This is a genomic window from Desulfopila aestuarii DSM 18488 (genome assembly GCF_900143695.1).
GTDB lineage: Bacteria > Desulfobacterota > Desulfobulbia > Desulfobulbales > Desulfocapsaceae > Desulfopila > Desulfopila aestuarii.
Map to the genome: position 1 here is coordinate 44,694 of NZ_FRFE01000009.1, position 23,113 is coordinate 67,806.

Genomic DNA, 23,113 nt, shown 5'->3' on the forward strand with positions numbered 1-23,113 from the left:
TTCCTCTTTTTAGGTTTGTGATTTCATTTTCATATCAGGCAATGAGAAATACAATAGATGATGTCCAGTACAGCTACTCTTTAAAATTTCCCACCCAGAGATCCATTTTCAATGGTCTCGGTAAGTATCCCGGTTGACAATATTGGTGCAGCTGTAACGACCGCATCGTCAGTCATGAGTGTGCCAAGCAATTGTAGGGATGACAGGATCATATGTTTTTGCCATTCCTCGAGATTTTCAAACTTATTAAGAAATGTCTCCTGTAAAGGCGATGGAGCTGCATCAAGTAAGCGCTTCCCGGCATCCGTTTCCTTGACTAAGACTTGCCTGCGATCACCCGTGTCCTTCTCACGCTGAACAAGTCCTTTTTTCTCTAAACGGTTCAAAATGTCAGTTACCGTCGCCTGCTTGAGACTTATCTGCTTTGCAACTTTGCTCACAGTTATGGGTTGATTGTCATGTATCTGTTTTAAGATGATGAGTTGCGGTGTGGTAATACCATGCTGCCGTACCAGTTGGCGGGAGTGCAAATCGATCGCCTGAATAATACGCCTCAGGCTTATCAGCACATTATCTGAAACAGTCGTCGGTGTTTCTCTCTCTACTTGTTCATTATCATCCATATTATACATTGGATACTTAGCATATATGCGCACAAAACCAGCATGCTCTTACATATTGGCTATAAATTAATTGATTAAGTTTACGTTGTATATCTAATTTTTCTACGACCAATAGGATACATTGGATACGATGTAGTGTCAAGTTGGCAACCCAAACGCAGCACACATCGCCGGGTGCATGGAAGATTGTAATTTTATGCTCTATCCACGCGTTAAAGAGAGCCTTTCCTGTATGAGCCCCCCCAGCTTGTCGCGTGTGATATTCCTACAGTCTGCGCCCCCATTCTCATGAATTGCCATATCTCCAATTGGGCGGATCGATCGGATGTGGAAGGGTTCACTGCTCAATATCGTAAGTGGATGATCGCAGAATCGGATAAAGATGGTTGATGTCTGGCAGGGGCTTTCGGCTGTGAATGGGAAATGTGCGGTTATCTCAGTCTACTACACGTCTTTGAAAAAAATTACTGTTTCTGAGATAATGGATAATTGTCGAAGATTGCAGTTGCGGTCACGGGAAGAGATTGACGCACCAACTCGTGTTTATGCCTGGACTGAGAATGTTGTTCATGCTGGTATATGCTATGTGATGTCGTAGAATACAATGAAGGATCTGCTCTGCAAAGGTGATGGAGGGCGAACAGTTATAAAGCGAGTCATATCTGGTTTTAGCACCATGGTTCTCTGCTCGTTCAGGAGAGAGTATGTTTAATAAGGCAAGATTAAGCTACACCATTTTTTTCACAGTATGTTCGGCATTTTTTTTACTGTTCTTCCTGGGCAGTTGGATAGCCTATGTTCTGATAGATGGAGTCATCTCCCGGCATCTTGATGAAAATCTCGTCAAAACCGTCAAAGGCATCCGGCAGGTGGTTGAGACTTCTGCTACGCTGTCAAGCCGTGCCTATCTCCGAGCTGTTGCTGAACAGCATCTTTCAACGGTTAACATGCAGTATATGCGGAGCCTTTCCGGGGAGGTCAGTAAAGATGAGGCTCAGCAGGAATCTCGTTCAAGGATACTGGCCAAAACCATAGGCAGCACAGGCTACACCTATATTATCGACTCCAACGGTGTGCTTCTGTCCCATCCGGTAAGTCTGCTTCAGGGCACGGACATAAGCGAGTGGTATTTTGTCAAAGAGCAGATAAACAGGAAAAAGGGATTTCTCGAATATGAATGGCAGAATCCTGGAGAAGCAAAACCAAGGAAAAAAGTCCTCTATATGGACTATTTCGACCCTTGGGATTGGATTATCTCTGTGACCGCGTACCGGGATGAGCTTGGTCTGCTGATCAATCCTACCGATTTTCGGGATGAAATCATGTCAATCAAGATATCAGAGCATGGCTATCCCTTTGTCATTGACCAGAGTGGTCTTGTGTTGGCGCATCCAACCTTGTCCGGCAATGTTCTTGCCAAGGACAATGAGTATCGAGACCTCTTTGATAAAATGTTACGCGCCAGACAGGGAAAGCTTTTTTATGAATGGACTGACCCGCAAATTAATGAGAAGAGAGAAAAAGTCGCCGTATTTGATACAATCGATCAATTCGGCTGGCTCGTCGCTGCCTCAGGCTATGTCCTCGATTTCTACGGGCCATTGCAGAGTCTCAAAAAACTCTTTTGGGCCTTGGTTTGCCTTGGTCTGTTCATTGCGCTTGTAATCTCTTACTATCTGAGCACGTCCATTACTGGCCCGCTGAACGCACTGCTCAAACAGATTTCGGCGGAGCAGGACCTGTCCGTTCGTGAAGAACAGAACGTTTCCGGCAAAAATGAAATCGAAGCGCTTTCAGACCTTTTTTCCCAGTATTTGAAAAAGCTTAACGATCGCAATGAAAAACTCCGTGAACTTCTGGAGGAACAGAGAAAGACAAGCCTTGATCTGAATATTTATAAGGAAATATTCGAGAATACCGTCGAAGGTATTTCTATCTCCGATAGTGAGGGAACTATAGTTCGTACAAACCCCGCCTTTGAAAAGATCACCGGTTATTCGGCGGAAGAAGCGGTGGGACAGAACCCGAGGATATTGAAGTCTGGAAAACATCCACCTGAGTTTTATGCAGAGATGTGGGCGATGCTGAAGGAAAAGGGATTTTGGTCGGGCAAGATCTTGAATAGACGAAAAAATGGTGAGATCTACCCTGAGTGGCTTACGATCAGCACAGTGAAGGATAAGTCAGGTAAGATCAGCAATTATGCGGCCGTGTTCAATGACATTACCGAACTTGTGAGACAGCAGGAAAAAATCCATTATCTTGCTTACCATGATCAGCTGACCGAATTGCCCAACAGGCTCATGGTTCAGGATGGGCTTCGTCAGATGCTTTCCGAGTGCAAGAGAAAAAAAGAAAAGCTGATTTGTCTGATCTGTGATCTGGACAACTTTAAGACGTTTAATGATTCTTTGGGGCATAAGGGGGGAGACCGTTTGCTACAGCTGGTTGTCGAGCGGTTACGGCCTCTCCTCCGGCTTGAGGATACTTTGGGACGTATCGGTGGAGATGAATTCGTTATTCTGGCAAAGACGGGAAAATCTTCCGCAAAATTTGCTCTGTCGATCTCTGAAAGAATTTTTTCCGCCTGTGCAGACCCTCTTCAAGTTGGTGAGCAGCTCATTTACATGACGATGAGTATTGGTATTGCTCTGTCACCAGAAGATGCCGACGAAGCAGAGGAACTCATTAACCGGGCGATGCTGGCGCTCAATAATGCCGAAAAAACAAAGGGTAACAGTCTTTCTTTTTATAATCAGGCAATGGAAGCCGAGGTGCAGAAAAAAATCAACTATTTGGCAAAAATCCGTGAGGGATTGAAGAAGAGTGAATTTATTCCGTTCTACCAACCCAAGGTCAATTTGGCGACCGGCATGGTTTCGGGAATGGAAGCCCTGGCCCGCTGGCTGTCGAACGGGAGTCTGGTATCGCCTGGCGATTTCATCCCTGTAGCTGAGGATTCAGGGTTGATCGTTCAGATGTCGCAGCAATTATATGAAAAGGCCTTCAGCGAAACGGCCGCGCTCATTGAGGATGGGTATGAACTGAAACTCTCAGTTAATCTTTCGCCGATACAATTGCAATCGGTTACGTTTTTAGATGATCTTTTGACCTTGCAACGCAATAGCGGGCTTGCTGCCAAATTTATCGAGTTGGAAATCACCGAGTCTACTCTATTTGAGAATACCGATCACGTACTATCGTTGCTCAGGACCATTGTCGATTCCGGCTTTACCATTTCCATCGATGATTTTGGTACCGGTTATTCCTCACTGCAGTATCTCAAACAGTTGCCGCTGAGCACTCTGAAAGTGGACATGTCATTTGTTTCCGGAATCGGCAAAAACCGGGATGACGAACAGTTGATACGGACTATCGCTTTGCTCGCCAAACAGTTTGATTTGCAGATTGTTGCAGAAGGAGTAGAGGGGAAAGAGCAGGTTGATTTTTTACGGCAGCTTGGCTGTAACGATGGCCAGGGGTATTATTATGCCAAACCTATGAGACTGGAAGATTTCCGTTCATGGCTGCACTCTACTGGGGTGAAAAATGGGTAGTGGTCTCGCTTTTTTGCGCGATAATTGGCTTCATCAATGGAAAAATCTCTTTCTGTCGTGGGGGATCTAGCGTGCTTGAATAGAATTGAAAGACAAAGTTGTTTTTCGCTGGTACCTGTTGACTAAAATATGCGTTATTGCGTGGGAACGGTGGGGCGCAGTGGCCCTCTTTTGGGATCACCTGAGAAAACGAAATCTTATCACCTTCTTTCACCTCACCCACCATAATACAAACCAAATACTGTATGTGTTATGGTGTTGATGAAATATCTGCTGCGTTTATTTCTTATCTGTCAACGCTTTCAAAAAGGCGACAATTTGCCATACCTCATCATCGGTCAGGCCAAGTTCGCCAATGCCCTCCGTCTCGTTTACTGTTCCTGGCACTTCTGGATCTTCCGAATCCCCGGTAGTAATGAAATCGACGACATCCTTGAGTCCCATTTCAACCGGGTGCAGGCAAGCAATCTGGAATAATCGTAAGAAATAGGTTGCCATGCATGCATCAATTAGATAGGATCGTTTTCTTGATCAAGATGAAAAACACGGTATACCGGTTTGTTAAGTCTTTCCTGAAAAACATTTTCTTTTCATTTATCACCGCCATTATCATCCCCATGCAATCTTGGGGTTAGTACGATTGCGTTTCACAGTTTCAAGTTATGCGCGCGTGAGCTGCAACCCGAAAAATGAAAACGGCACAGCCCTGTACGCATGGGTACAGGGGATTTGGCTGCTGTTTTCCAACAAGGAGAACACAATGAAAAGATTAACAGTTGCTCTGGCCCTGATTTCTGTTCTGTGTATTGCTGCAGTCTCTTTTGCGGAGGTAGATGAAGCCGCTATCAGCAAGAATGTCGATACCATTGTCATGGCAATCGAAAGTGGCACAAGCGCTAAAGATTTTGCCCCAAACGCGTATGAGCCTTATGCATTTATCATGGAAGAAAGCGGAACACTGCTTGTGCATCCTTCGCTTGCCGGTGAGAGTTTGGCAGAGAAGGCTCCTCCTGTATACGAGGCACTTGCTGTAGCAACTCCGGAAGGGGTATGGGTTGAGTATGAATGGCAGGGCAAAATTAAGCACACCTACGCTAGAAAAACAAAAGATAACCTGATTGTTGGTAGTGGGTATTAATCACCCAGGCTGCCGCAGCTCGCGATGAATGCGCAAGCAGGACAGCATATGTATTTGCATGGCTTTGCTGTCCTGCTTTTGTATTAACTGCAATTACGAAATATCAGCCTGGCGGGAGAAACTACCCGTCAGGAGGACCATCCTCGACGAGAGACCTTCTCATAGGTGACCCTTTCCCGTTTACTGTTCAAACTTGACCGAACTCGTAGAATCGCAGTGCTGTTTCATCAAACTCCTGCCGGCGAGTAATTGCCTTTGATTTTCAGAAAAGCAAAACAATTTTGACAAGCTGATACCAGGTGTGGACAATGATATTGTTATCTTCACGCTTTGTGTGTTTGGCTGTGCGTTTCCATGGAATCATTACCTAAGAGGCTATTGATGAATATCACACTGAAAATGAAGCTCCTTTTGGCTTTGCTCGGCTCGACTATTTTTCCTATCCTTCTGGTCTGCCTGGTTATCGGATACAACTTTCGGGCTGATTCGCTCGAAATATTTTTTCATTCAACGGGTAATGAGCTCGGCCATATTGATAAGGCAATTTCGATTTTTATCGATGAAACCAAAGCAAACACATCCCTGCTGGCCAGACATCCGGCCGTCATTGCAGCTGACGAGACGGTGAATTCGTTTATCAATCAGACGGAAGATAAAAGCAGCAAAGATCTTGAAGCTGGTGAAGTGGAAGCCGGTATGCTTGATTTGACTCGTTCCCTATTGAAGACACATAAAAGCTTTGTCGATGTTTATGTCGGTACTGAGTATGGCGGCTTCTCCATGGCAAGTGATGCTCCGTTGCCTCCGGGATATGATCCGCGGGCGAGACCATGGTACAAAGAGGCGCTGGCAAATAAAGGGGTGCCGATTATCAGTAAAGCCTATCAGTCAACCACCGGCGACGTTGTCTTTACTGCCACCGAGACTGTTGAGCGGCAGGGCAAGGTCGTAGGAGTTGTGGGCATTGATGTAACACTGGCTGAACTCACTGATTTCATCAAGAAAACCAAGCTTGGAGAAACTGGTTATGTAATCTTGGTCCAGGACGATGGAGTAGTCTTGGCCGACCCTAGGACCCCGGATCATAATTTCAAGAAACTGGACGAACTGGAGCTGGAAGCTTTTTCTCTCTTTGGAAAAACAGACAAAGGTGATCTGCTGGTCGAGATAGACGGGGTGGATTATGCTGCAAAGATTCTCACTTCGCCTGCTCTGGGCTGGAAACTGATAGGCATCATTGAAAAGAGTGAAATAATGGCAGGAGTTTCGCGGATGCTGTTGTTAATTGCAATGATCGGCCTGGCCATCACTGTGATCTTTGCAGTAGTCGGAATTTTACTGGCCAACTCCCTGGCCAGGCCTATTGCACGGACAACGGACATGATCCGTGATATCGCTGAGGGTGAAGGCGATCTGACCAAACGTTTGACGATAGCGACCAAAGACGAACTGGGCACGCTTGCCGTCTGGTTTAATACATTTCTCGACAATCTCCAGAAAATCATCAGTGAAGTGGCCTCTCACGCTGGAGTGGTTGACTCGTCGTCAGGGCGGTTGCTTGGGATTGCAACCGAGCTGGCCGGCAATGCGAAGTCCACTTCTCAGCAGGCGGGAACCGTGGCAAGTGCCTCGGCAGATATGAACGGCAACATGACGAGCATCTCGGTCCGTATGGATGAAACCACCAGTAATACCAGCATGGTGGCAGCTGCGGTGGAGGAGATGGCAGCAACCATCAATGAGATTGCCAAGAACTCAGAAAAGGCACGCAGTATTTCGGAGAAAGCTGTGGCTCAGGCGGCTGCTGCGTCTGTGAAAATGAATAATCTGGGTGAAGCGGCCAGCGCCATCAGTGCCGTTACTGAGACCATTACCGAAATATCGGAGCAGACCAACCTGCTGGCACTGAATGCCACCATCGAAGCTGCGCGGGCTGGTGAAGCCGGCAAGGGTTTTGCCGTTGTCGCCAACGAGATCAAAGAACTGGCCAAGCAGACCGCTGCTGCAACTGCAGAAATCAAAGGCAAAATTGAAGGCGTGCAGACCACCACTGGCGAGACAGTGTCCGAGATTGCGACCATTGGCCAGATCATTAATGAAATAAATGACATTATCGCTGCTATTGCTACGGCGATTGAGGAACAGTCGGTGGCAACCAGCGAAATCTCAAATAACGTGAACCAGGCTTCCCAGGGGATTGAGCATGTGAATGAGAACATTGCGCAAGGGACGTCGATGATATCGGAAATCAGCCGGGAAGTGGCGATGGTCAATGACTCAGCTGGTCAGATTTCCAGCAACAGCAGGTCGATTGAGGAGAACGCACACGAGTTGAAGCAGTTGGCCAATGAGTTGAACAACATTATTAAACGGTTCAGATACTAGTCGTTGCCAATTCCCAACCGGATAACGGTGATACCTGACGGCGCCCGATGACTCTGCTGCGGACGCCGTCGTCTAGCCAGTGTGCGGGGGCAGGTCTTGAATCAAAAGCTAGTGCGTGTTACGTGGAATCATTATGGCAAGACCACTAAGTATATAATACCCATTGAATCGTCATAATAATTGATATCATAATGAAATACGACACTAGGCAATTTCACTCATACTCCCTGCACCAACCTTCAGGGATTCGAAAATGCCGACGAGAGTGACAGTAAAAATAATTGACTCATAATACACTTCATACAATGAGCTGAGATATGGGTTTTCTTCTATCATCTGCTTGGATGCTGCATTTAAGCCATTACGGCCATCCATTTCTATCTGCGAATAAAATTTCTCGATAGTCTCCCAGATCCTGAGAAGTTGTTCATAATTGTCCGATGTATGGACGATCCTGCAATTGTTCCTTGATGAATTCGGTTGATTCATTCCCAGCAAAATATATTTGCCCATATCTTTTTCCTGGATTGAAATTTAATAGATTCCTTTGAGGAACTCTTTTGAGAGGTATTCCGGTTCAGGATATGAATAGAACCCCTTACCGGTCTTTTTACCCAGATCTCCGCGATCCACATATTCTTTGAGAAATGCCGCATTTTTTTGTCCACGCGGATCATTTTTTCGCCCAGCCCAATACGCGGTGACCTTGTAGACCGTTTCGAGGCCGATAGAGTCCATAATCCCAAAGGGGCCGAATCTGGATCTGAAAATACCCATCCAGGCCCGGTCGATATCCTCGACACTTGCCACGCCTTTGGATGCAAGGCTTAAAGCCGCACCCATCCATTCCGACAGCATGGTATTGAAAACATATCCGGGCTGCTCTTTTTTCAGTTCAATGGGGAAATGATTGATGGCCGTGCAAAAGCCACGTACCGCCTCAAGCGCTGCCTCTGAAGTACCGGGATGGGGCATGATATCGACCACATTTGTTGTCTCGCAGTCATGGAAGTGAAGCGCAAGAAAACGGTCAGGCCGGCCGGTCGCCTCGGCAATCATCGAAGGAATGAGGGTCGATGTGTTCGTGGTGAAAATGGTGTGCTCGGGGCATATCTTATGAAACCGGGCAAACACCTCAGCCTTGATTCTGGGATCTTCAGGTACCGATTCATTGATGAAATCGGCATCCTTGCCCGCATCTTCAGGGTCTGAGGAAAACCGTATTCTCTGAAGGGCCCCGGCAACTTTTTCCCTGGCGAACCGGTTGTGGTCGGCAAGCCGATGGGCCAGCTTGCCGACCCTCGCCTCAGCCCGGTTGAGCGCCTCTGGAAATGCATCAAAGATGGTCACTTCAAAGCCGGATGCACCACAGAGCACACCTATCTGGAGCCCCATGGTTCCGGCACCCAGGATGAGCACTTTTTTCATCTCGCAGCTCTCCATACGTTATCTCCTCGATTGCCGGGGCTGCAGCAACAGTCCCGCATAGATCTATTCTTTTCTGTTGAGGAAAAGAGGATTAAATGAACTCTTGTGTCAGGTGGCGAGCCGAACGGCAGGTGCCACTTTTAGATCGTCATGCCTCCGTCACTTATCAGGCAGGCACCGGTAGTAAATGATGAAGCATCTGAGGCCAGATAGAGAATGGAACCGGCCATTTCTTCTGGCTGTGCATAACGTCTCAAGGGAATCTGGGCCAGGGCACGCTTGCAGATTTCATCCGAATTGATGATAGCGGAGGAAAACTTGGTATCGGTCAGGCCAGGCAGCAAGGCATTGACACGGATATTCAGTGGGGCCAACTCTTTGGCAAGCGTTTGGGTCATGCTGACCAGAGCTGCCTTGGTTGCAGAATAAATCCCCTGCATATAGCCAGGACGTACGGCATTGATCGAAGAGACGTTGATGATGGCTCCCCCCTCTTTCATCAGTGGAACTGCATATTTAGTCATGAAAAACGGGCCTTTGATGTTGACATCAAGAGTCTTGTCCCAGATGCCTGCGTCAGCCTTGAGCATTTCCCCGAAATGGGGATTGGTGGCGGCGTTGTTCACCAGGATATCGACGCGGCCGAATTTATCCATGATGCGAGCAAAAAGTGCCTCTATCTGATCGGGGAAACCGGCATGACAGCTCATGGCTACAGCTTTTCCTCCAGCTTCATCAATTTCTTTGGTGGCAGCTTCCAGGGCTTCAAGATTTCGGCTCACCAGGATGCAGACGGCTCCGCAGGCTGCCAGTTTTTTAGCTGCTGCCAGGCCGATCCCCCGGCTTGCTCCTGTAATCACCGCAACTTTTCCGTTCAGGTCATATTCTTTCATCCGTCTCTCCTCTTATATTTTAGACTCGTTTATAGTCCTCAAAGCTGTCTTTTCGAGGGCGTGAACAGCGAAAATCAAGGTGGCAAACCGTTTGTTTTTGGTCAATCCGTGGAAATACCGGTTGTAGATCTGCTGGGCAATCACAGCCAGACGAAAGAGTCCGAAGCAGTAATAGTAGGCAAAATTGGTCACATCCCTGCCGGTCTTCTCCCCGTACCGGGTAACGATCTCCTGCCGGGTAAGCATGCCGGGAAGATGGGTGGGCATAGATCGTATCATCTGCATCTCTTTGGGATCGTGTTCATTAACCCAATAGGCCAGGCTATTGCCCAGGTCCATGAGGGGATCTCCGTAGGTCGCCATTTCCCAGTCCAGAATACCGGTGATCTTCTCTGATCTCTGCGGTTCCAAAACCAGGTTATCCATCTTGTAATCATTGTGGACCATCGTAGGAGTATCCGTATCATCCGGCATATTTTCGGCCAGCCAGGCCATGATTGCCTCGAAGTCAGGGGCATCATCTGTTTTGGCTTTCCTGTATCGTGCCGACCAGCCCTCCACTTGCCTTCTCACATAGCCGCCTGGCTTGCCGAGCGAATCGAGACCTGTGGCTTTCATGTCAATACCATGGATCTCCACCAGGGTGTCGGTAAGGTTTTCGCAAAGCGCTCGCGCCTGTTCAATTGGCAGGGACAGGTCCGGAGGAAGATCTTTTCTCAGGATAATACCGGACATCTTTTCCATGACGAAAAACGGAGCACCGATAAGTTCGGGATCGCCGCAATAGGCGAGGGGTCTGGGACACCTGGGAAAAACAGGATGAAGTGCCGAAAGCACCTTGTATTCCCGTTCCATGTCATGGCCCTTATCCACCTTTGCCCCTATGGGTGGACGGCGGAGCACCATTTCCATGTTTCCGGCCTTCAGCTGGTATGTCAGGTTGGAATATCCAGAAGGGAACTGACTGATTTCAAGGTCACCTGACAACTCAGACACCTTGGCCTTGAGGAAGTCTCCGATACGTCCGGCATGAATTTCCTCACCCTTTCTGACCGTTGTTGCTTGATCAACGATTGACATTTGCCCTATCCTCCAGTGCGTCTCCTCTACGGATTCGCAGTGATTAACTTGCAAAACTCAACAACAGCAATATTTCTCTACCATTTCCATTACCTGCTCTGCATACTGGTCCACAGGCACTTGCTGTTTGGTGTATTTCCAGCGTTTGAGGTACCATTCCTGTTGCAAAGCCTTGATCATCGAAGCGGTGAGGGCGTGGTTCCCGGCCCGAAAGACCCCTTCGGCCTCTCCCTGTTCCAGAATATCGCATAAAATTTTCTGGGTACGTTCTTCCATGGCCTTCACTGCCTCGAACTCGGCGGCCTTCAGGTTTCTGACCTCCATAAAGGCAAAATAGAACCAGGGCCGCATGAGCTCCGAGAGAAAAATATGTGCTTTGATCGTAACCCTCAGCTTTTCCAGGGGGTGAGCATGTTCGCGGGAGAACATCTCCAGGGTTTCGCAAACCATGCTTCTTCCCTGTTCGAGTATTATGGCCAGCAGCTGATCCTTGCTCTCAAAATACGGGTAGAGTGCGCCCAGGCTTATCCCAGATTTCTGGCTTAAATCCCTCATGGTCATGGCATGAAACCCTTTCTTTGAGGAGATGCTGAAAACCGCGGAAAGGATTTTTTCCAGGTTGTCTACAGCCGTTTTTTCCTTCTTGATCCGCATGGTATCCTGGTTGGCCAGGTAGACCTGCTGAGGAATATCCGCGCCGCGGGTGGCGTATTTTTTCTTGAATGTCGTGTAGTCCAAGCTGCTTTCAGGCATACGTTTTCAATATCCTTTTTGCGAGTGCTGTCTTGTGTACTTCATCTGCCCCGTCGTAAATGCGGGCAGCTCTTTCATGGCGATAAAACCAGGCCAGTATGGTGTCGTCGGTCATGCCCAGGCCGCCGTGCACCTGGAGTGCCCGGTCCACGATCCGGCCCATGGTGTTGGCGACGACAAATTTGATCATGGAGATAGAATCACGGGCCGCTGATGCCCCCACGTTATCGATCTGCCAGGCTGAATTTAAGGTGAGCAGGCGGGCCGACTCCAGTTCCGCTGCGGATTCGGCTATCCAGCTCTGGATAATCTGGCGGCTGGCAAGAGTCTCACCGGAAGGAGAAATGACACGGGTATTGGCTCGCCTGCACATCAGGTCAAACGCCCGGCGGCAAACCCCCAGCCATCGCATGCAGTGATGAATGCGGCCCGGCCCCAACCTTTCCTGGGCCATGACAAACCCATGCCCTTCAACACCCAGCAGGTTCTCCTGGGGAACCCGGCAGCCTTCAAAGAGTATTTCACCGTGACTGAAATAATCATCTCCTTCATGGCCCATAACCGGGATATTTCTCACAAGGTTAAACCCTGGGGTGTTTGTGGGCACGATAATCATAGAAGCCCGCTGGTATTTTGGGGCCTCCGGGTTGGTAACGGCCATGGTGATGGCAAATTTGGCCCCGTCTGCGGAAGATGTATACCATTTGTGGCCGTTAATCACATAGTCGGTTCCGTCTTTCACTGCAGTGGTCTCCAGCATGACGGGATTGGAACCTGGCATATCCACCTCAGTCATGGCGAAGCAGGATCTTATCTCTCCCTGGACGAGGGGGAGAAGCCAACGTTTTTTCTGCTCTTCTGTTCCATGGGCGTGGAGGATTTCCACGTTGCCCGCATCCGGCGCCTGGCACCAGAACACATAGTGGCCCAGTGGTGATTTGCCAAGCGCTTCCGAGACAAGGCCATGCTCCAGAAGGGAGATGCCCATTCCTCCACAATCTTTTGGAAAATTTGGTGCCCAGAGCTCCATCCGTTTAACCATTGCCTGCTTTTCCCTGAGCACGGGTAGCATATCCCGGAATGGACGGGTCAAAAACTCCGGTTCCAGGGGAATGAGTTCTTTCTCCACAAATTCGTCGATCATGGAGACAATGGTCTGAATCCGGTTTGATATCTGAAAGTCCACAATGAGTTCCTCTTCATGAAGGTTGATGGCTTAAAACCAGTTCATTTGATGGGATAACTGGATTGGATTCGATAAAAAATCTTCATCCCGATTCCATAAACGCCTCAATAAACGTATTCAGGTCCGCGACGATGGAGAGATCTGCATGGCGGCAGATGGGGGCATCGGGATTTTTATTGATGCTCACCACCCATTTTGATCCGGACATACCCGCGAGGTGCTGGGACGATCCGGAAATTCCGCAGGCGATATAGAGATCAGGGCTAATCGTGGCCCCTGTGATTCCGACCTGGCGGCCATAGGGTACCCAACCCATATCCACCAGCGGGCGGGAAGCACCCATACATGCTCCGGCAAATCGTGCGGTAAACGATTCTATTTTTTTAAGGTTTTCTTTTTTTCCGATGCCCCTGCCTGCTCCCACGACAATTTTTGCCCCCTGTATCTCACCGTTGCCCATTGATTGTCTGGTCATGGACAGTCGCTTTATTGCTGGTTTCAGACAGGATGGTGGTAGTTCCATTTCGACGATGGAACCTTGCCCGGAAACACTCTCCATTTTCCTGCTGGCAAAGGTTCCAGGTGGAAGAGTCAATACGCACAGACCGTGCTGTGCTGGATAAAGGGGAAGGAGGCGCGTGTTGTCCATAACCAGTCGATAAAAGACCAGCCGGTTTTCATGGCGTTGTATATCTGTAACTCCTGAAAGGGTACAACCGTTTAGTTTTGCGCCAAGGTAAGGGGCGACCTCTCTTCCCATGGTTGTCTGGGGTAAGATGACAAAAGCAGGAGATATCTCTTTTACCAGATGAACCAGCCCCTGTTGCAAAGATTCAGGTGTTACCTCACATGGCCACCGCACCGCCAGCGTCACGACTCCGGTGCGGTCATTTACCTCTTGTGCCAAGGTTAGAGGGGATAAACCGGGAACCAGAACCGCTATGTCCATTTCTGTTTTGCCGAATAACTCCCGTATCCTCTCAGCAGCAGCAACGAGCTCAAAAAGGAACGCGGGCATCTTTCCATCAACAGGTTCGGCAATTACCAGGATCTTTTCTCGTATATCCGTTTTCATGCAATATCCATTAACTTGCGGGAAACGATCAGAGATCGTTTGTCGCCATCTGCCGCAGATCCTTGCGCAGCACCTTGCCAACCGTCGATTTCGGTAACTCCTCGCAAAAAGTCACCATGGTCGGCAGCTTGTAAGCAGCCAGCCTCTCCCGGCAGAAGTGGATCATTTCCGCCTCGGTGGCAGTCTCACCAGACTTCAGGACAGCGAAGACTTTGATCTGTTCACCTCTGGTGGGGTGCGGCACGCCTACAGCGCAGGCTTCCGCCACCTTGGGGTGGGTAAAGAAAACCTCATCGATCTCTCGTGGATACACGTTGTACCCTCCCGAGATGATCATGTCTTTCTTGCGGTCGACGATATAGAAATAGCCTTCAGAGTCCATCGTGGCGATGTCGCCGGTGTAGAGCCATCCGTCTCTCAGGGTGGCGGCAGTCTCCTCTGGCCGGTTCCAGTAGCCGGCCATCACCTGCGGACCTTTGACAATGAGTTCGCCGGCTTCACCCAATGGGACGTCCGATACGCCGTCAACCAGGTCCACGAGACGGCACTCTGTGTCTGGCAGAGGCAGACCGATGGAGCCAATCTTGGTTTTTCCACTGTAGGGGTTGATATGGGTTACCGGGCAGGTTTCACTGAGACCGAACCCTTCGGAAATGGTCGTTCCCGTGCGTGATCTGAATTCGTTGATCACCTCGACCGGCAGGGGAGCGCTACCTGAAAAGCAACCCTTGATGCAGGAGAGATCGAGCTCGTCGACTTTAGGGTGTCTGAGGATACCGATGTACATAGTCGGAACCATGGAAACGAAGCCGGGTTTGAATCTCGCAATGGTGTCGATAAGATGATCTGGCTGAGGTTTTGGGATCAGGACGTTGCTCCAGGCCAGATAGAGGGAGTAGTTCATGCTGGTGGTGAGACCCATGACATGGAAGAAGGGCAAAGCTCCGAGCATCACCTCGTCTTGTTCTCGATTAAACACCGGGAACCATGCGTCTACCTGCTGAAGCTGGCGGCTGAGGTTGCCGTGGGTAAGCATGGCTCCTTTGGCGAGCCCGGTAGTGCCGCCTGTGTATTGCAGCATGGCCATGTCGTTCATGCTCAGGGAGGCAATTTCCTTGAGAGGCGTCTGTTTTTCGAGCAAGGTACACCAGGGATAAAGGTCATCAGCAGGGGTGACCTCAGCGGTCGGCACCAGCTTTGCCGTTTTCAGGGCCGATGGAAGGTAGTCGGCAAAACTGGTGTAAACGATCTGGCGTATGGCGGTTCTGGTTCTCAGAGCCACCATGCGGTCGGCCATCAGATCCAGGGTGACCAGACAGATGGCGCCCGAGTCGTTGAGCTGGTGGATCAGCTCACGATCTGTGTAGAGAGGGTTGTTCATCACCACGACAGCACCCAGTTTGAGAGTGGCGTGGTACGCGACCACGCAGGGGATCGTATTGGGTAGCAGGATCGCCACCCGGTCTCCCTTGGTGATGCCAAATCCTGCAAGAGCGGCGGCAAAACGGTCAATCATCTCCCCAAATTCAGTATAGCTCAGCTGAAAGCCCATAAAGTTGAGGGCAGTTCGTTCGGGGTAGTTGCTGATATTTGCTTCCAGTATCTGGGGCAGGGTGATCTGCCGGTAGTCTATTTTGTGAGGAACGCCTTCATCGTAGTGTGCCAGCCAGGGTTGTGCAGCCATCGTTGTCGTAGTCATCGCCACTCCTTTGTTCGTGATCCGATAATTGAGTACGGGGCAACCGGTTCGGCAAACGCCATGATCTATGCCGCCATGACCATTTTCATAAAAGCGCCCGCTCCTGCAAAAAAGATGTGAATATACGAACCTGTTTTTCAATGCTGCCGTTGATCATCTCTCCTGCCCGTGACTTTTGAGGTTCGATAGTATCCAGGAAAATCGCATCCGGTTGCATACCCGCCAGGTCCAGCTCTCGAAGAGTGATGGTTTGGATCTCGGCCGACGCCGCCTTGAGGATATTAGAGAGACTTGGGTAACGGGGAGTGTAGTGCCCCGCTTGAATGGAGACCAGTGCCGGCAAGGGGATCTCAAGGGTTTCTCTTTTCCCTCCTTCCCAATCCCTATGGCAGGCCAAGCTTCCGGATTGATGGTTTAACCGAACCACACCAGTGGCAAATGTGATTTGCATATGGACGGCCAACATGGGTCCGACCTGACCGGCCATGAGATCCTGAGACATGATGCCGGTAAGAATAAGGTCATATTCCGGAGTGAAATCAGTACACGTGAGAGCACGGCTTAGCAACTCTGCCGTTTCAGATGCCGGAACCAGTCCATCCGGTCTCTCATTCTTGTGATCGGTCAGAATGTGAAATGCGTTGTCTGCCCCCATTCCTAACGCTCGATGAAGAATGTTTGCCCACTTTGGCGGGCCGGCAGTGATCACATCAACCAGGCAGCTGCTGTCACTGTCCTTCAGCCTTAATCCGGCTTCAACAGCATGAGCCTCCAAAGGGCCAATCTCCTGGCCAGTGATGTTCGGTTTTATGCATATGAGAATTTTCATAATGCAACCATATAAGGGGCAAAGAGATAAATCAAGAAAAAAGAACAAGCGTTCGTTTTTAATGTTGACTTTAAGTAATCAAAAATACAGTATAATGAAAAATACTATAGATCGGAGGAGGTCAATGGCTGAAAAGAAACCCATCCCAAATAACGGTAGTGTAAAACTCTGGTTTGTCCGACACGGACAGGCTTCATTTGGCAAGGAGGACTACGATTGCCTTTCCCAGGTGGGAATTCAGCAAAGCAAAATTTTAGGAGAGTATTTCAAAAGATCAGGCCTTGACTTTGATGCAGTGTATTCCGGGCAGATGAAGCGCCAGAGAGATACGGCAGACCTGGTTATCGACAAACAGCCTCACCAGTCTCTTCCTGTGTCCACAATCATGAGCGAGTTTGATGAATATGACTTTATGTCTATTATCCATGACCAGTTGCCCTGTGTTATGGATGAGCTTGGTCTGCCGGAAAACATATTTGGCAATATCCAGGCTGATCGGAAAACCTTTCAGAAACTGTTCAATATCATCTATACCCGCTGGGTGGCAGGCACCCACAGCTCAGGAGAGATTGAGTCGTATCGACAATATATCTCCCGTGTACAAAAGGGAGTGCTCAAGGTCGTAGAAAACAGCCAACTAGGACAGAATATCGGCATATTTACTTCCGGAGGTGTGATAAATGTTGTTATGCAGATGGCCCTGGATTTGCCGGATGACGTGGCAACAGAACTAGGGTGGCGGATCAGGAATACATCGGTTTCACTGTTTACCGCTCATAAAGGGAAAACGGCTGACCACGGGTCTCGGTACGATTGTCGCCTGATGACCTTTAATTCCACCGCACATCTCGACCTGTTGGGAAATCCCGATCTGGTTACATATCGGTGAATCATCAGGGACTTGTTCCTGGAATTCACACTGTTATTTTTGAGTTGAAATAGCGAATGTCAGCTTTCTTTAAGATGGGTCGGGGGACTGTACCTGTTTGCGTAAGATGCTTGCGATTTCCTCACTGGCAATCTTGTCCATTGAACGGAAAGATGTAGTCATACCTATATCGTATCGGTTGTCCCCCAGGGACTCAACCCGTACAACCTTGCCTATGAGGAGTACCGGAGGGTTGTCTCCAACAGGCATCCTGACTTTGATGAGCGAGTCAATGGGGAGGGGGTAACTGTTTTCAAACAGCAGCCCACCAACGCAAACATCCTTGCTCAGGGCTGAAAACACTGTGGAATCCTGGAAATCCAATTCTTTCACCAGCACCGGTTCATGGATCTTGACCCTCAGGTAGCGTCTTTTCTCCGCTTTGTAGAAGGCGATATTGTTTTTCCCTGAGCCTTTGGCCAGATAGACGGCGCTGTCTGCCAGATTCAGGAGTTCGGCCGGGTCTGTGGAATGGGTTGGGTAGGTTGCGATACCACCGCTTATCGTCACGGAAAAGGAATCACGACGGTGTTTGATAATTGTCTCTGCGACATGTTTTCGAAGTCTCTCAGCCAGGATATATGCATTGAAGTTATCAGTTCGGCTGAGCAGCAAAACGAATTCCTCGCCGCCATAACGGGCGGCAATGTCACTGTTGCGTTTTTCATGCTGAATAATCTGTGCCACTGTCCGGAGAGCTTCATCGCCCGCTGCGTGACCGTACGTGTCGTTGATATCCTTAAAGTTATCGATATCAATAAAGAGAACAGAGAGGTTGTCACCATGGCGTTCTGCCATGGATATCTGCTGTTGGTAGGTCTGGTCGAAACTTGGTCTGTTGGCGAGGCCGGTCAGGTTATCGTGTACAGTGTCATGAACAATATTCTCAAAGGCTGATGTCTCAACAATGCGGGGGTGCTTGAGGAGGCTGGTGCGGGTTTGCAGGTAATCGCTGATGGCTGTGGTGATATCGACGTCTCTACCGAGAGTGAGGCTGAGCTGCTGTCTGTGATAAACGATGTTCTGCCAAAGCTCCTTTCTCTCATGTTCGGCAATATCAATTCCACCTAAGATTTCCAACAAGGTTTGAAAAACAGCCGTTCCTTCCAGCGCCGCCAATTTGTTGACCTGATCAAGAAAATCTGTATCGCTCTTTGCGGAGGTCAGGAGAGAGATCAGTCTTTTTTTCAGGGAGAGGACCATGACCATTATCGTTCCTTTGCAAATGTGACGAAAATCTGACCAGTTGTTGACATATAGTACTGGAAAGGTGGAAGCCGTGCAATGGTTACTGATGGATGAAAGTGTCAGTAAATATAAAGTTTTTTCTGTTTTAATATGAGATCAATCAAATAGCAAAGGCTGACGCCTTATATTCATGCAAAATAACCGTTACTGAAGAGGCCTGGTTGAAAAGTGGCAATCATTGGTTGAAACGCAGAATACGTGACCATTTGGTGTGGTACAGACGTCTCATTATATGGAATAGGGGGAAGGCATTGCCTCAATAGCAATGATCAGCTAATGTACATCATTACTCAATAAAAATTGGATGAACCCTCTAACTCTCCATCAAGGTTTCACACTCTTTTTTCCATCTGAACCTTGTTGAGTCAACTTGGTTTTATAAGGATTTCCCTTTATGTCCTGGCTCTTTCCGGCAGTTCTTTCAACATTGATTGGGTGCACTCTACTCAGTGTCGCTTATGGTTATCTCTACTATGCCTACCGGAAGAAATTCCTGGCGTTGTGGTTTCTCGCCTGGGCTGTTCATTCCCTGAGATATATCTTTCTTCTCATCATCATTGCCAATGGCAACTCTCCGGCGCTCTCGTTTGCCAGTTTGAGCATGATAGTTATCAGTTTGTATTTCCTGTACACGGGAACCTCTGAGTTTATCGAAGAAAAAATTTCTCCAATTTGGCAAGGGGCATTCGTTCTTGTCCTCGCCTGGACAGCTCTTGCAGTTTTTTTCAATTATTCCTTCCTGATGTTGAATATCCCGCTATTTGGATTTTTTGCCTGCGTTGACATCTGGGTGGGATACAGTTTTTTACGTTCAGACTTCTCCACGGGGGTCGGGAAAAGAGTTGTTGGCATCACATTTATTGTCTGGGGGCTACATCAGGCCGATTATCCGTTCCTTCGACCAGTAGAGTGGTTTGCGCCTTTTGGTTACATGATCGGTACCACCTGTGCGATTATCATCGCCCTTGGCATGCTGATTCTGTTTTTTGAAAGAATGCGTTCAGAACTTGATTTTCAGAAAACTCGGCTTCGCCAAATGTTTGATTCGGCTTCCTACGGCATTGCTCTGGCAGATCCGGCTACGGGTACTGTTATTGATTGCAATACCGTGTTTGCCGAAATGTTGGAAAGAGACATGTCTGAAATCATTGGAACGAAGCAAAAAGACTTCCATCCGGTTGAAGAACATGAGGAGAATTTCACCCATACTTTTAAGCAGCATCTACAGGAAAAAAGTGGGGAAACTCTCGTGAGCAAGCTGGTGACCGCCAGTGGTAAAATTATTGATGTGGAAATCAAGGCAACCCTTGTCGATCTTGAGAACAAACAATTCCTTCAGGGCTTTTTTACGGATATCTCGGAGAAAAGAAAAACGGAATTGGAGCTGGAAAACCTTCAGCATCTTTACAGAGAGACGGAGAAAGTCGGTAAAGTCGGTGGCTGGGAAGTTGATATTGCTTCTTTGAAGATAAAATGGACGGAGGAGGTCTATCGTATTCATGAGGTGGACAGCAGAACATTTCAACCGACTCTTGAGACCACAATTACATTTTATACCCCCACTTCAAGGTCGATTCTGGAAAAAGCCATACAGCGCGCAATTGAGTTTGATGAGCCATATGATCTTGAGCTGGAAATTCAAACGGCTCAAGGCAACTTGAGATGGGTTCACACGATCGGCAAAGTTGATAGAGATCAACATAAGGTAGTTGGCTTCTTCCAGGATATCACGAAACGAAAAATTGCTGAAGATGCATTGCTTGAGAGTGAGATTACGTTCAGAAAGCTGTTTGAGGGTTCTTCTGATCCCATCCTTCTTATCGACGGTTCCGGGGTTTTTGTGGAGTGCAACCAGGCAGCTCTTGATCTTCTGAAAATGACTCGTGAGCAGTTTCTGCTCCTGCCGCCTACCAAAATCTCACCGGAGTTTCAACCCGACGGCCGGCGCTCTGACGAGGCGGCACAGGAAATGATAGCATTAGCCTACAGCAAGGGGCGGCATCGGTTCGACTGGACCTGCGTCAATGCTGCAGGAGACGAGTTCATCGTCGAGGTTTCTCTCATGCCCGTCATGATCAAAGGGCAGAACATGCTCCACACCACATGGCGGGATATCACCGAGCGCAAGCAGGCAGAAGAGGACAAATTAAAACTCGAATCACAACTCCAGCAAGCTCAGAAAATTGAATCGATTGGCCAACTGGCTGGTGGCGTAGCGCATGATTTTAACAATATGCTGGGGGTTATCCTCGGACACACTGAACTGGCTTTGATGGAAGCTGATCCCGCAAGTCCGTTTGTTGATGATTTAGAAGAAATCCGAAGCGCTGCAAAGCGTTCGGCTGACCTTACCAGGCAATTGCTTACTTTTGCCAGGAAGCAGACAATCACCCCTAAAGTGCTCGATCTGAATGATACCGTGACGGGTATGCTGAAAATGCTGCAACGGTTGATCGGTGAAAATATCCAGCTTATCTGGAATCCAGGAGCCCATCTCTGGGCTGTTAATATAGACCCTTCTCAATTGGATCAGATTCTTGCCAATTTATGTGTTAATGCCCGTGATGCGATCTCTGGTATTGGGAAAATAACAATTCAAACGCGGAACTGTTCCTTTACAGAGAGTGACAAGAAAGCTCACCCTGAGGCTCAGCAAGGTGATTTCGTGCAACTTTCCGTCTCAGATGATGGCCATGGAATCAGCAAAGAAAATCTGGATCAGATTTTTGATCCATTCTTTACAACCAAAGATTTCGGGCAGGGAACGGGGCTGGGGTTATCGACTGTTTATGGAGCGGTTAAACAGAACCGCGGCTTTATTGAGGTGACGAGCGAGGTGGGGCATGGAACAACCTTTCATATTTATCTCCCTCGAAAACTCACAATTGTGGAGCCCGTCGAAGAGATAATCGTTAAACCTCTCCGGCAAGGAACAGAAACCGTTCTCCTCGTTGAAGATGATCAGATGTTCTTAAAGCTGATCAAAACCATGCTTGAAAAGGGTGGTTACGCGGTATTGGCAGCATCGACCATTGATGGCGCCATTTCTTTGGCAAAAGAACATCCAGGCCCCATTCATCTGTTGCTTTCAGACCTGGTTATGCCTGAGATGAATGGCAAAGATTTGCGGGACATCTTGCAGGTCATTCGTCCTGAGATGAAGGTCATCTTCATGTCCGGTTATACTGCCGACATTATTGCCCAGCAAGGTGTGCTTGACGAGGGAACCCATTTCCTGCAGAAGCCGGTCTCCTATGAAGCTCTGACGTCAAAAGTGTGGGAAGTGTTAGTGCAAAACTGAATCCCACCCACGCCGTAAAAAGGGCAAAGCATTTCAGCTTTGCCCTATTAATATTATGATATTTTTAGAAAAGAGTACGGCCGTTGAGAGTTATGCTGCCGAATCTGTTTCGCAACTTAAGCCTGCCAGCAGTTCGAGTCGTGCATAGTCTTTATCGATCTGGGTCTGTACCATTGCCAGGGTCGTAGCATCGATACCTGTGAACCGCTTTTGTGGCGTCAGGTATTCCTCTGCGGGTTTGACCTTGTTTACCTTTTTGGTGATGTTGACTTTGCTGCCGTCTACCAGTTCAAAGAGGTTCCAGCATCTAGTGCTTACTGCCAGTTTCGCCAGTTCTACGGTCAGGGCCGGGTCATATCCCCAGCCTGTGGGACATGGAGCATGGATGTGTAAAAAGGCTGGACCTTCAGCTATTGCAGCCTTTGCTTTTACCACTTTTTTGCGAAGGTCGTCGATATAGCCAATGGAGGCGCTGGCCGCATAGGGAATGCCATGAGCGCCAACGATCTGCATGAGATTTTTTCGTTTCACCGGTTTGCCGTAGGGCGTGGTGGTGGTCCAGGCACCCATGGGAGTTGAGCTGCTGCCCTGGATTCCGGTGTTCATATAGGCTTCATTGTCATAGCAGACATAGAGTATCTTGTCCCCGCGCTCCAAGGCACCGGAAAGAGATTGCAAGCCGATATCCGCTGTACCGCCGTCGCCGGCCAGACCAAGTACGTTGATGTCGCCTTTCCCTTGGTACTCGAGGCCCGCACGAACACCGGCAGCGATGGCCGCAGTGTTTTCCAGGTTGCCCTGAACGCCTGGAATTCTCAAAGTGGTTTCATTGCCAAAACCAGAGAAAAGGGCTGAACAACTTGGTGGTATGACAATGATGGTATTTTCGCCCATCACGTCGAGAATCACTCGAATGGCCAGTTCCAGTCCGCATCCTGCACATGTGCTTACGCCATGGGCGACCAACCCTTTGGTGGGATCTTTTATCGT

18 protein-coding genes are annotated in these 23,113 nt (G+C 48.7%); 5 read left to right on the forward strand and 13 right to left on the reverse strand.

The features are described 5' to 3' along the window. Positions 1-80: 80 nt before the first annotated feature. Entirely contained in the window at positions 81-623 is a 543-nt protein-coding gene (locus BUF15_RS10575) for a MarR family winged helix-turn-helix transcriptional regulator (RefSeq protein WP_073613572.1), read from the reverse strand. A gap of 704 nt (positions 624-1,327) precedes the next feature. Between BUF15_RS10575 and BUF15_RS10580 the strand changes: the two genes are divergently transcribed. Further along, positions 1,328-4,180 (forward strand): bifunctional diguanylate cyclase/phosphodiesterase, encoded by a 2,853-nt coding sequence (locus tag BUF15_RS10580; protein WP_073613452.1) that lies wholly within the window; start codon positions 1,328-1,330, stop codon positions 4,178-4,180. A gap of 279 nt (positions 4,181-4,459) precedes the next feature. On the opposite strand, the gene BUF15_RS10585 is transcribed toward BUF15_RS10580, so the two are convergent. Next, positions 4,460-4,678: a hypothetical protein gene (locus BUF15_RS10585; protein WP_073613453.1), complete on the reverse strand. Its 219-nt coding sequence runs from the start codon at positions 4,676-4,678 to the stop codon at positions 4,460-4,462. A gap of 262 nt (positions 4,679-4,940) precedes the next feature. Between BUF15_RS10585 and BUF15_RS10590 the strand changes: the two genes are divergently transcribed. After that, complete coding sequence (locus BUF15_RS10590; protein ID WP_073613454.1) at positions 4,941-5,318, forward strand: hypothetical protein; 378 nt, start codon at positions 4,941-4,943, stop codon at positions 5,316-5,318. A 381-nt stretch (positions 5,319-5,699) separates the two neighbouring features. Further along, complete coding sequence (locus BUF15_RS10595) at positions 5,700-7,703, forward strand: methyl-accepting chemotaxis protein (protein ID WP_159441281.1); 2,004 nt, start codon at positions 5,700-5,702, stop codon at positions 7,701-7,703. Between the two features lie 204 nt (positions 7,704-7,907). Here BUF15_RS10595 and BUF15_RS10600 read toward each other — a convergent pair whose 3' ends face one another. The 9 genes from BUF15_RS10600 to BUF15_RS10640 all read right to left on the reverse strand — a co-directional run bounded on the left by BUF15_RS10600 (position 7,908) and on the right by BUF15_RS10640 (position 16,646). Next, positions 7,908-8,216 (reverse strand): hypothetical protein, encoded by a 309-nt coding sequence (locus BUF15_RS10600; RefSeq protein WP_073613456.1) that lies wholly within the window; start codon positions 8,214-8,216, stop codon positions 7,908-7,910. Positions 8,217-8,237: 21 nt separating this feature from the next. Then, positions 8,238-9,146, reverse strand: a complete 909-nt coding sequence (locus BUF15_RS10605) for a 3-hydroxyacyl-CoA dehydrogenase (protein ID WP_073613457.1) — start codon at positions 9,144-9,146, stop codon at positions 8,238-8,240. A 125-nt stretch (positions 9,147-9,271) separates the two neighbouring features. Continuing rightward, a complete protein-coding gene (locus BUF15_RS10610; protein ID WP_073613458.1) occupies positions 9,272-10,024 on the reverse strand; it encodes an SDR family oxidoreductase in 753 nt (250 codons plus the stop codon). Positions 10,025-10,036: 12 nt separating this feature from the next. Next, a complete protein-coding gene (locus BUF15_RS10615; protein ID WP_073613459.1) occupies positions 10,037-11,104 on the reverse strand; it encodes a phosphotransferase family protein in 1,068 nt (355 codons plus the stop codon). Between the two features lie 57 nt (positions 11,105-11,161). Continuing rightward, positions 11,162-11,857, reverse strand: a complete 696-nt coding sequence (locus tag BUF15_RS10620) for a TetR/AcrR family transcriptional regulator (protein ID WP_073613460.1) — start codon at positions 11,855-11,857, stop codon at positions 11,162-11,164. Further along, positions 11,850-13,043: an acyl-CoA dehydrogenase family protein gene (locus tag BUF15_RS10625; RefSeq protein ID WP_073613461.1), complete on the reverse strand. Its 1,194-nt coding sequence runs from the start codon at positions 13,041-13,043 to the stop codon at positions 11,850-11,852. The genes BUF15_RS10620 and BUF15_RS10625 overlap by 8 nt, the downstream gene beginning before the upstream one ends. An 82-nt stretch (positions 13,044-13,125) precedes the next feature. Continuing rightward, positions 13,126-14,118: an electron transfer flavoprotein subunit alpha/FixB family protein gene (locus BUF15_RS10630; RefSeq protein WP_073613462.1), complete on the reverse strand. Its 993-nt coding sequence runs from the start codon at positions 14,116-14,118 to the stop codon at positions 13,126-13,128. Between the two features lie 28 nt (positions 14,119-14,146). Then, positions 14,147-15,817, reverse strand: a complete 1,671-nt coding sequence (locus BUF15_RS10635) for a long-chain-fatty-acid--CoA ligase (protein WP_084553860.1) — start codon at positions 15,815-15,817, stop codon at positions 14,147-14,149. 85 nt (positions 15,818-15,902) lie between these two features. Beyond that, entirely contained in the window at positions 15,903-16,646 is a 744-nt protein-coding gene (locus tag BUF15_RS10640) for an electron transfer flavoprotein subunit beta/FixA family protein (RefSeq protein WP_073613464.1), read from the reverse strand. Positions 16,647-16,770: 124 nt separating this feature from the next. Here BUF15_RS10640 and BUF15_RS10645 point away from each other — a divergent pair, with 124 nt between their 5' ends. Then, a complete protein-coding gene (locus BUF15_RS10645; protein WP_073613465.1) occupies positions 16,771-17,535 on the forward strand; it encodes a histidine phosphatase family protein in 765 nt (254 codons plus the stop codon). A gap of 69 nt (positions 17,536-17,604) precedes the next feature. On the opposite strand, the gene BUF15_RS10650 is transcribed toward BUF15_RS10645, so the two are convergent. Further along, entirely contained in the window at positions 17,605-18,783 is a 1,179-nt protein-coding gene (locus tag BUF15_RS10650; RefSeq protein ID WP_073613466.1) for a diguanylate cyclase, read from the reverse strand. 433 nt (positions 18,784-19,216) lie between these two features. Here BUF15_RS10650 and BUF15_RS26575 point away from each other — a divergent pair, with 433 nt between their 5' ends. Next, a complete protein-coding gene (locus BUF15_RS26575; protein WP_084553864.1) occupies positions 19,217-22,123 on the forward strand; it encodes a PAS domain S-box protein in 2,907 nt (968 codons plus the stop codon). Positions 22,124-22,213: 90 nt separating this feature from the next. Here the strand turns inward: BUF15_RS26575 and BUF15_RS10670 are convergent, their stop codons facing one another. Continuing rightward, entirely contained in the window at positions 22,214-23,110 is an 897-nt protein-coding gene (locus BUF15_RS10670) for a thiamine pyrophosphate-dependent enzyme (RefSeq protein WP_143170694.1), read from the reverse strand. Positions 23,111-23,113: the final 3 nt, after the last annotated feature.

Bases quoted from the DNA above. Each gene is read 5' to 3' on its own strand.
- BUF15_RS10580 (WP_073613452.1), top strand. From the start codon at position 1,328: ATGTTTAATAAGGCAAGATTAAGCTACACCATTTTTTTCACAGTATGT.
- BUF15_RS10595 (WP_159441281.1), top strand. From the start codon at position 5,700: ATGAATATCACACTGAAAATGAAGCTCCTTTTGGCTTTGCTCGGCTCG.
- BUF15_RS10620 (WP_073613460.1), bottom strand. From the start codon at position 11,857: ATGCCTGAAAGCAGCTTGGACTACACGACATTCAAGAAAAAATACGCC.
- BUF15_RS10575 (WP_073613572.1), bottom strand. From the start codon at position 623: ATGGATGATAATGAACAAGTAGAGAGAGAAACACCGACGACTGTTTCA.
- BUF15_RS10615 (WP_073613459.1), bottom strand. From the start codon at position 11,104: ATGTCAATCGTTGATCAAGCAACAACGGTCAGAAAGGGTGAGGAAATT.
- BUF15_RS10645 (WP_073613465.1), top strand. From the start codon at position 16,771: ATGGCTGAAAAGAAACCCATCCCAAATAACGGTAGTGTAAAACTCTGG.
- BUF15_RS10605 (WP_073613457.1), bottom strand. From the start codon at position 9,146: ATGGAGAGCTGCGAGATGAAAAAAGTGCTCATCCTGGGTGCCGGAACC.
- BUF15_RS10600 (WP_073613456.1), bottom strand. From the start codon at position 8,216: ATGGGCAAATATATTTTGCTGGGAATGAATCAACCGAATTCATCAAGG.
- BUF15_RS10585 (WP_073613453.1), bottom strand. From the start codon at position 4,678: ATGGCAACCTATTTCTTACGATTATTCCAGATTGCTTGCCTGCACCCG.
- BUF15_RS10610 (WP_073613458.1), bottom strand. From the start codon at position 10,024: ATGAAAGAATATGACCTGAACGGAAAAGTTGCGGTGATTACAGGAGCA.
- BUF15_RS26575 (WP_084553864.1), top strand. From the start codon at position 19,217: ATGTCCTGGCTCTTTCCGGCAGTTCTTTCAACATTGATTGGGTGCACT.
- BUF15_RS10650 (WP_073613466.1), bottom strand. From the start codon at position 18,783: ATGGTCATGGTCCTCTCCCTGAAAAAAAGACTGATCTCTCTCCTGACC.
- BUF15_RS10635 (WP_084553860.1), bottom strand. From the start codon at position 15,817: ATGACTACGACAACGATGGCTGCACAACCCTGGCTGGCACACTACGAT.
- BUF15_RS10640 (WP_073613464.1), bottom strand. From the start codon at position 16,646: ATGAAAATTCTCATATGCATAAAACCGAACATCACTGGCCAGGAGATT.
- BUF15_RS10590 (WP_073613454.1), top strand. From the start codon at position 4,941: ATGAAAAGATTAACAGTTGCTCTGGCCCTGATTTCTGTTCTGTGTATT.
- BUF15_RS10630 (WP_073613462.1), bottom strand. From the start codon at position 14,118: ATGAAAACGGATATACGAGAAAAGATCCTGGTAATTGCCGAACCTGTT.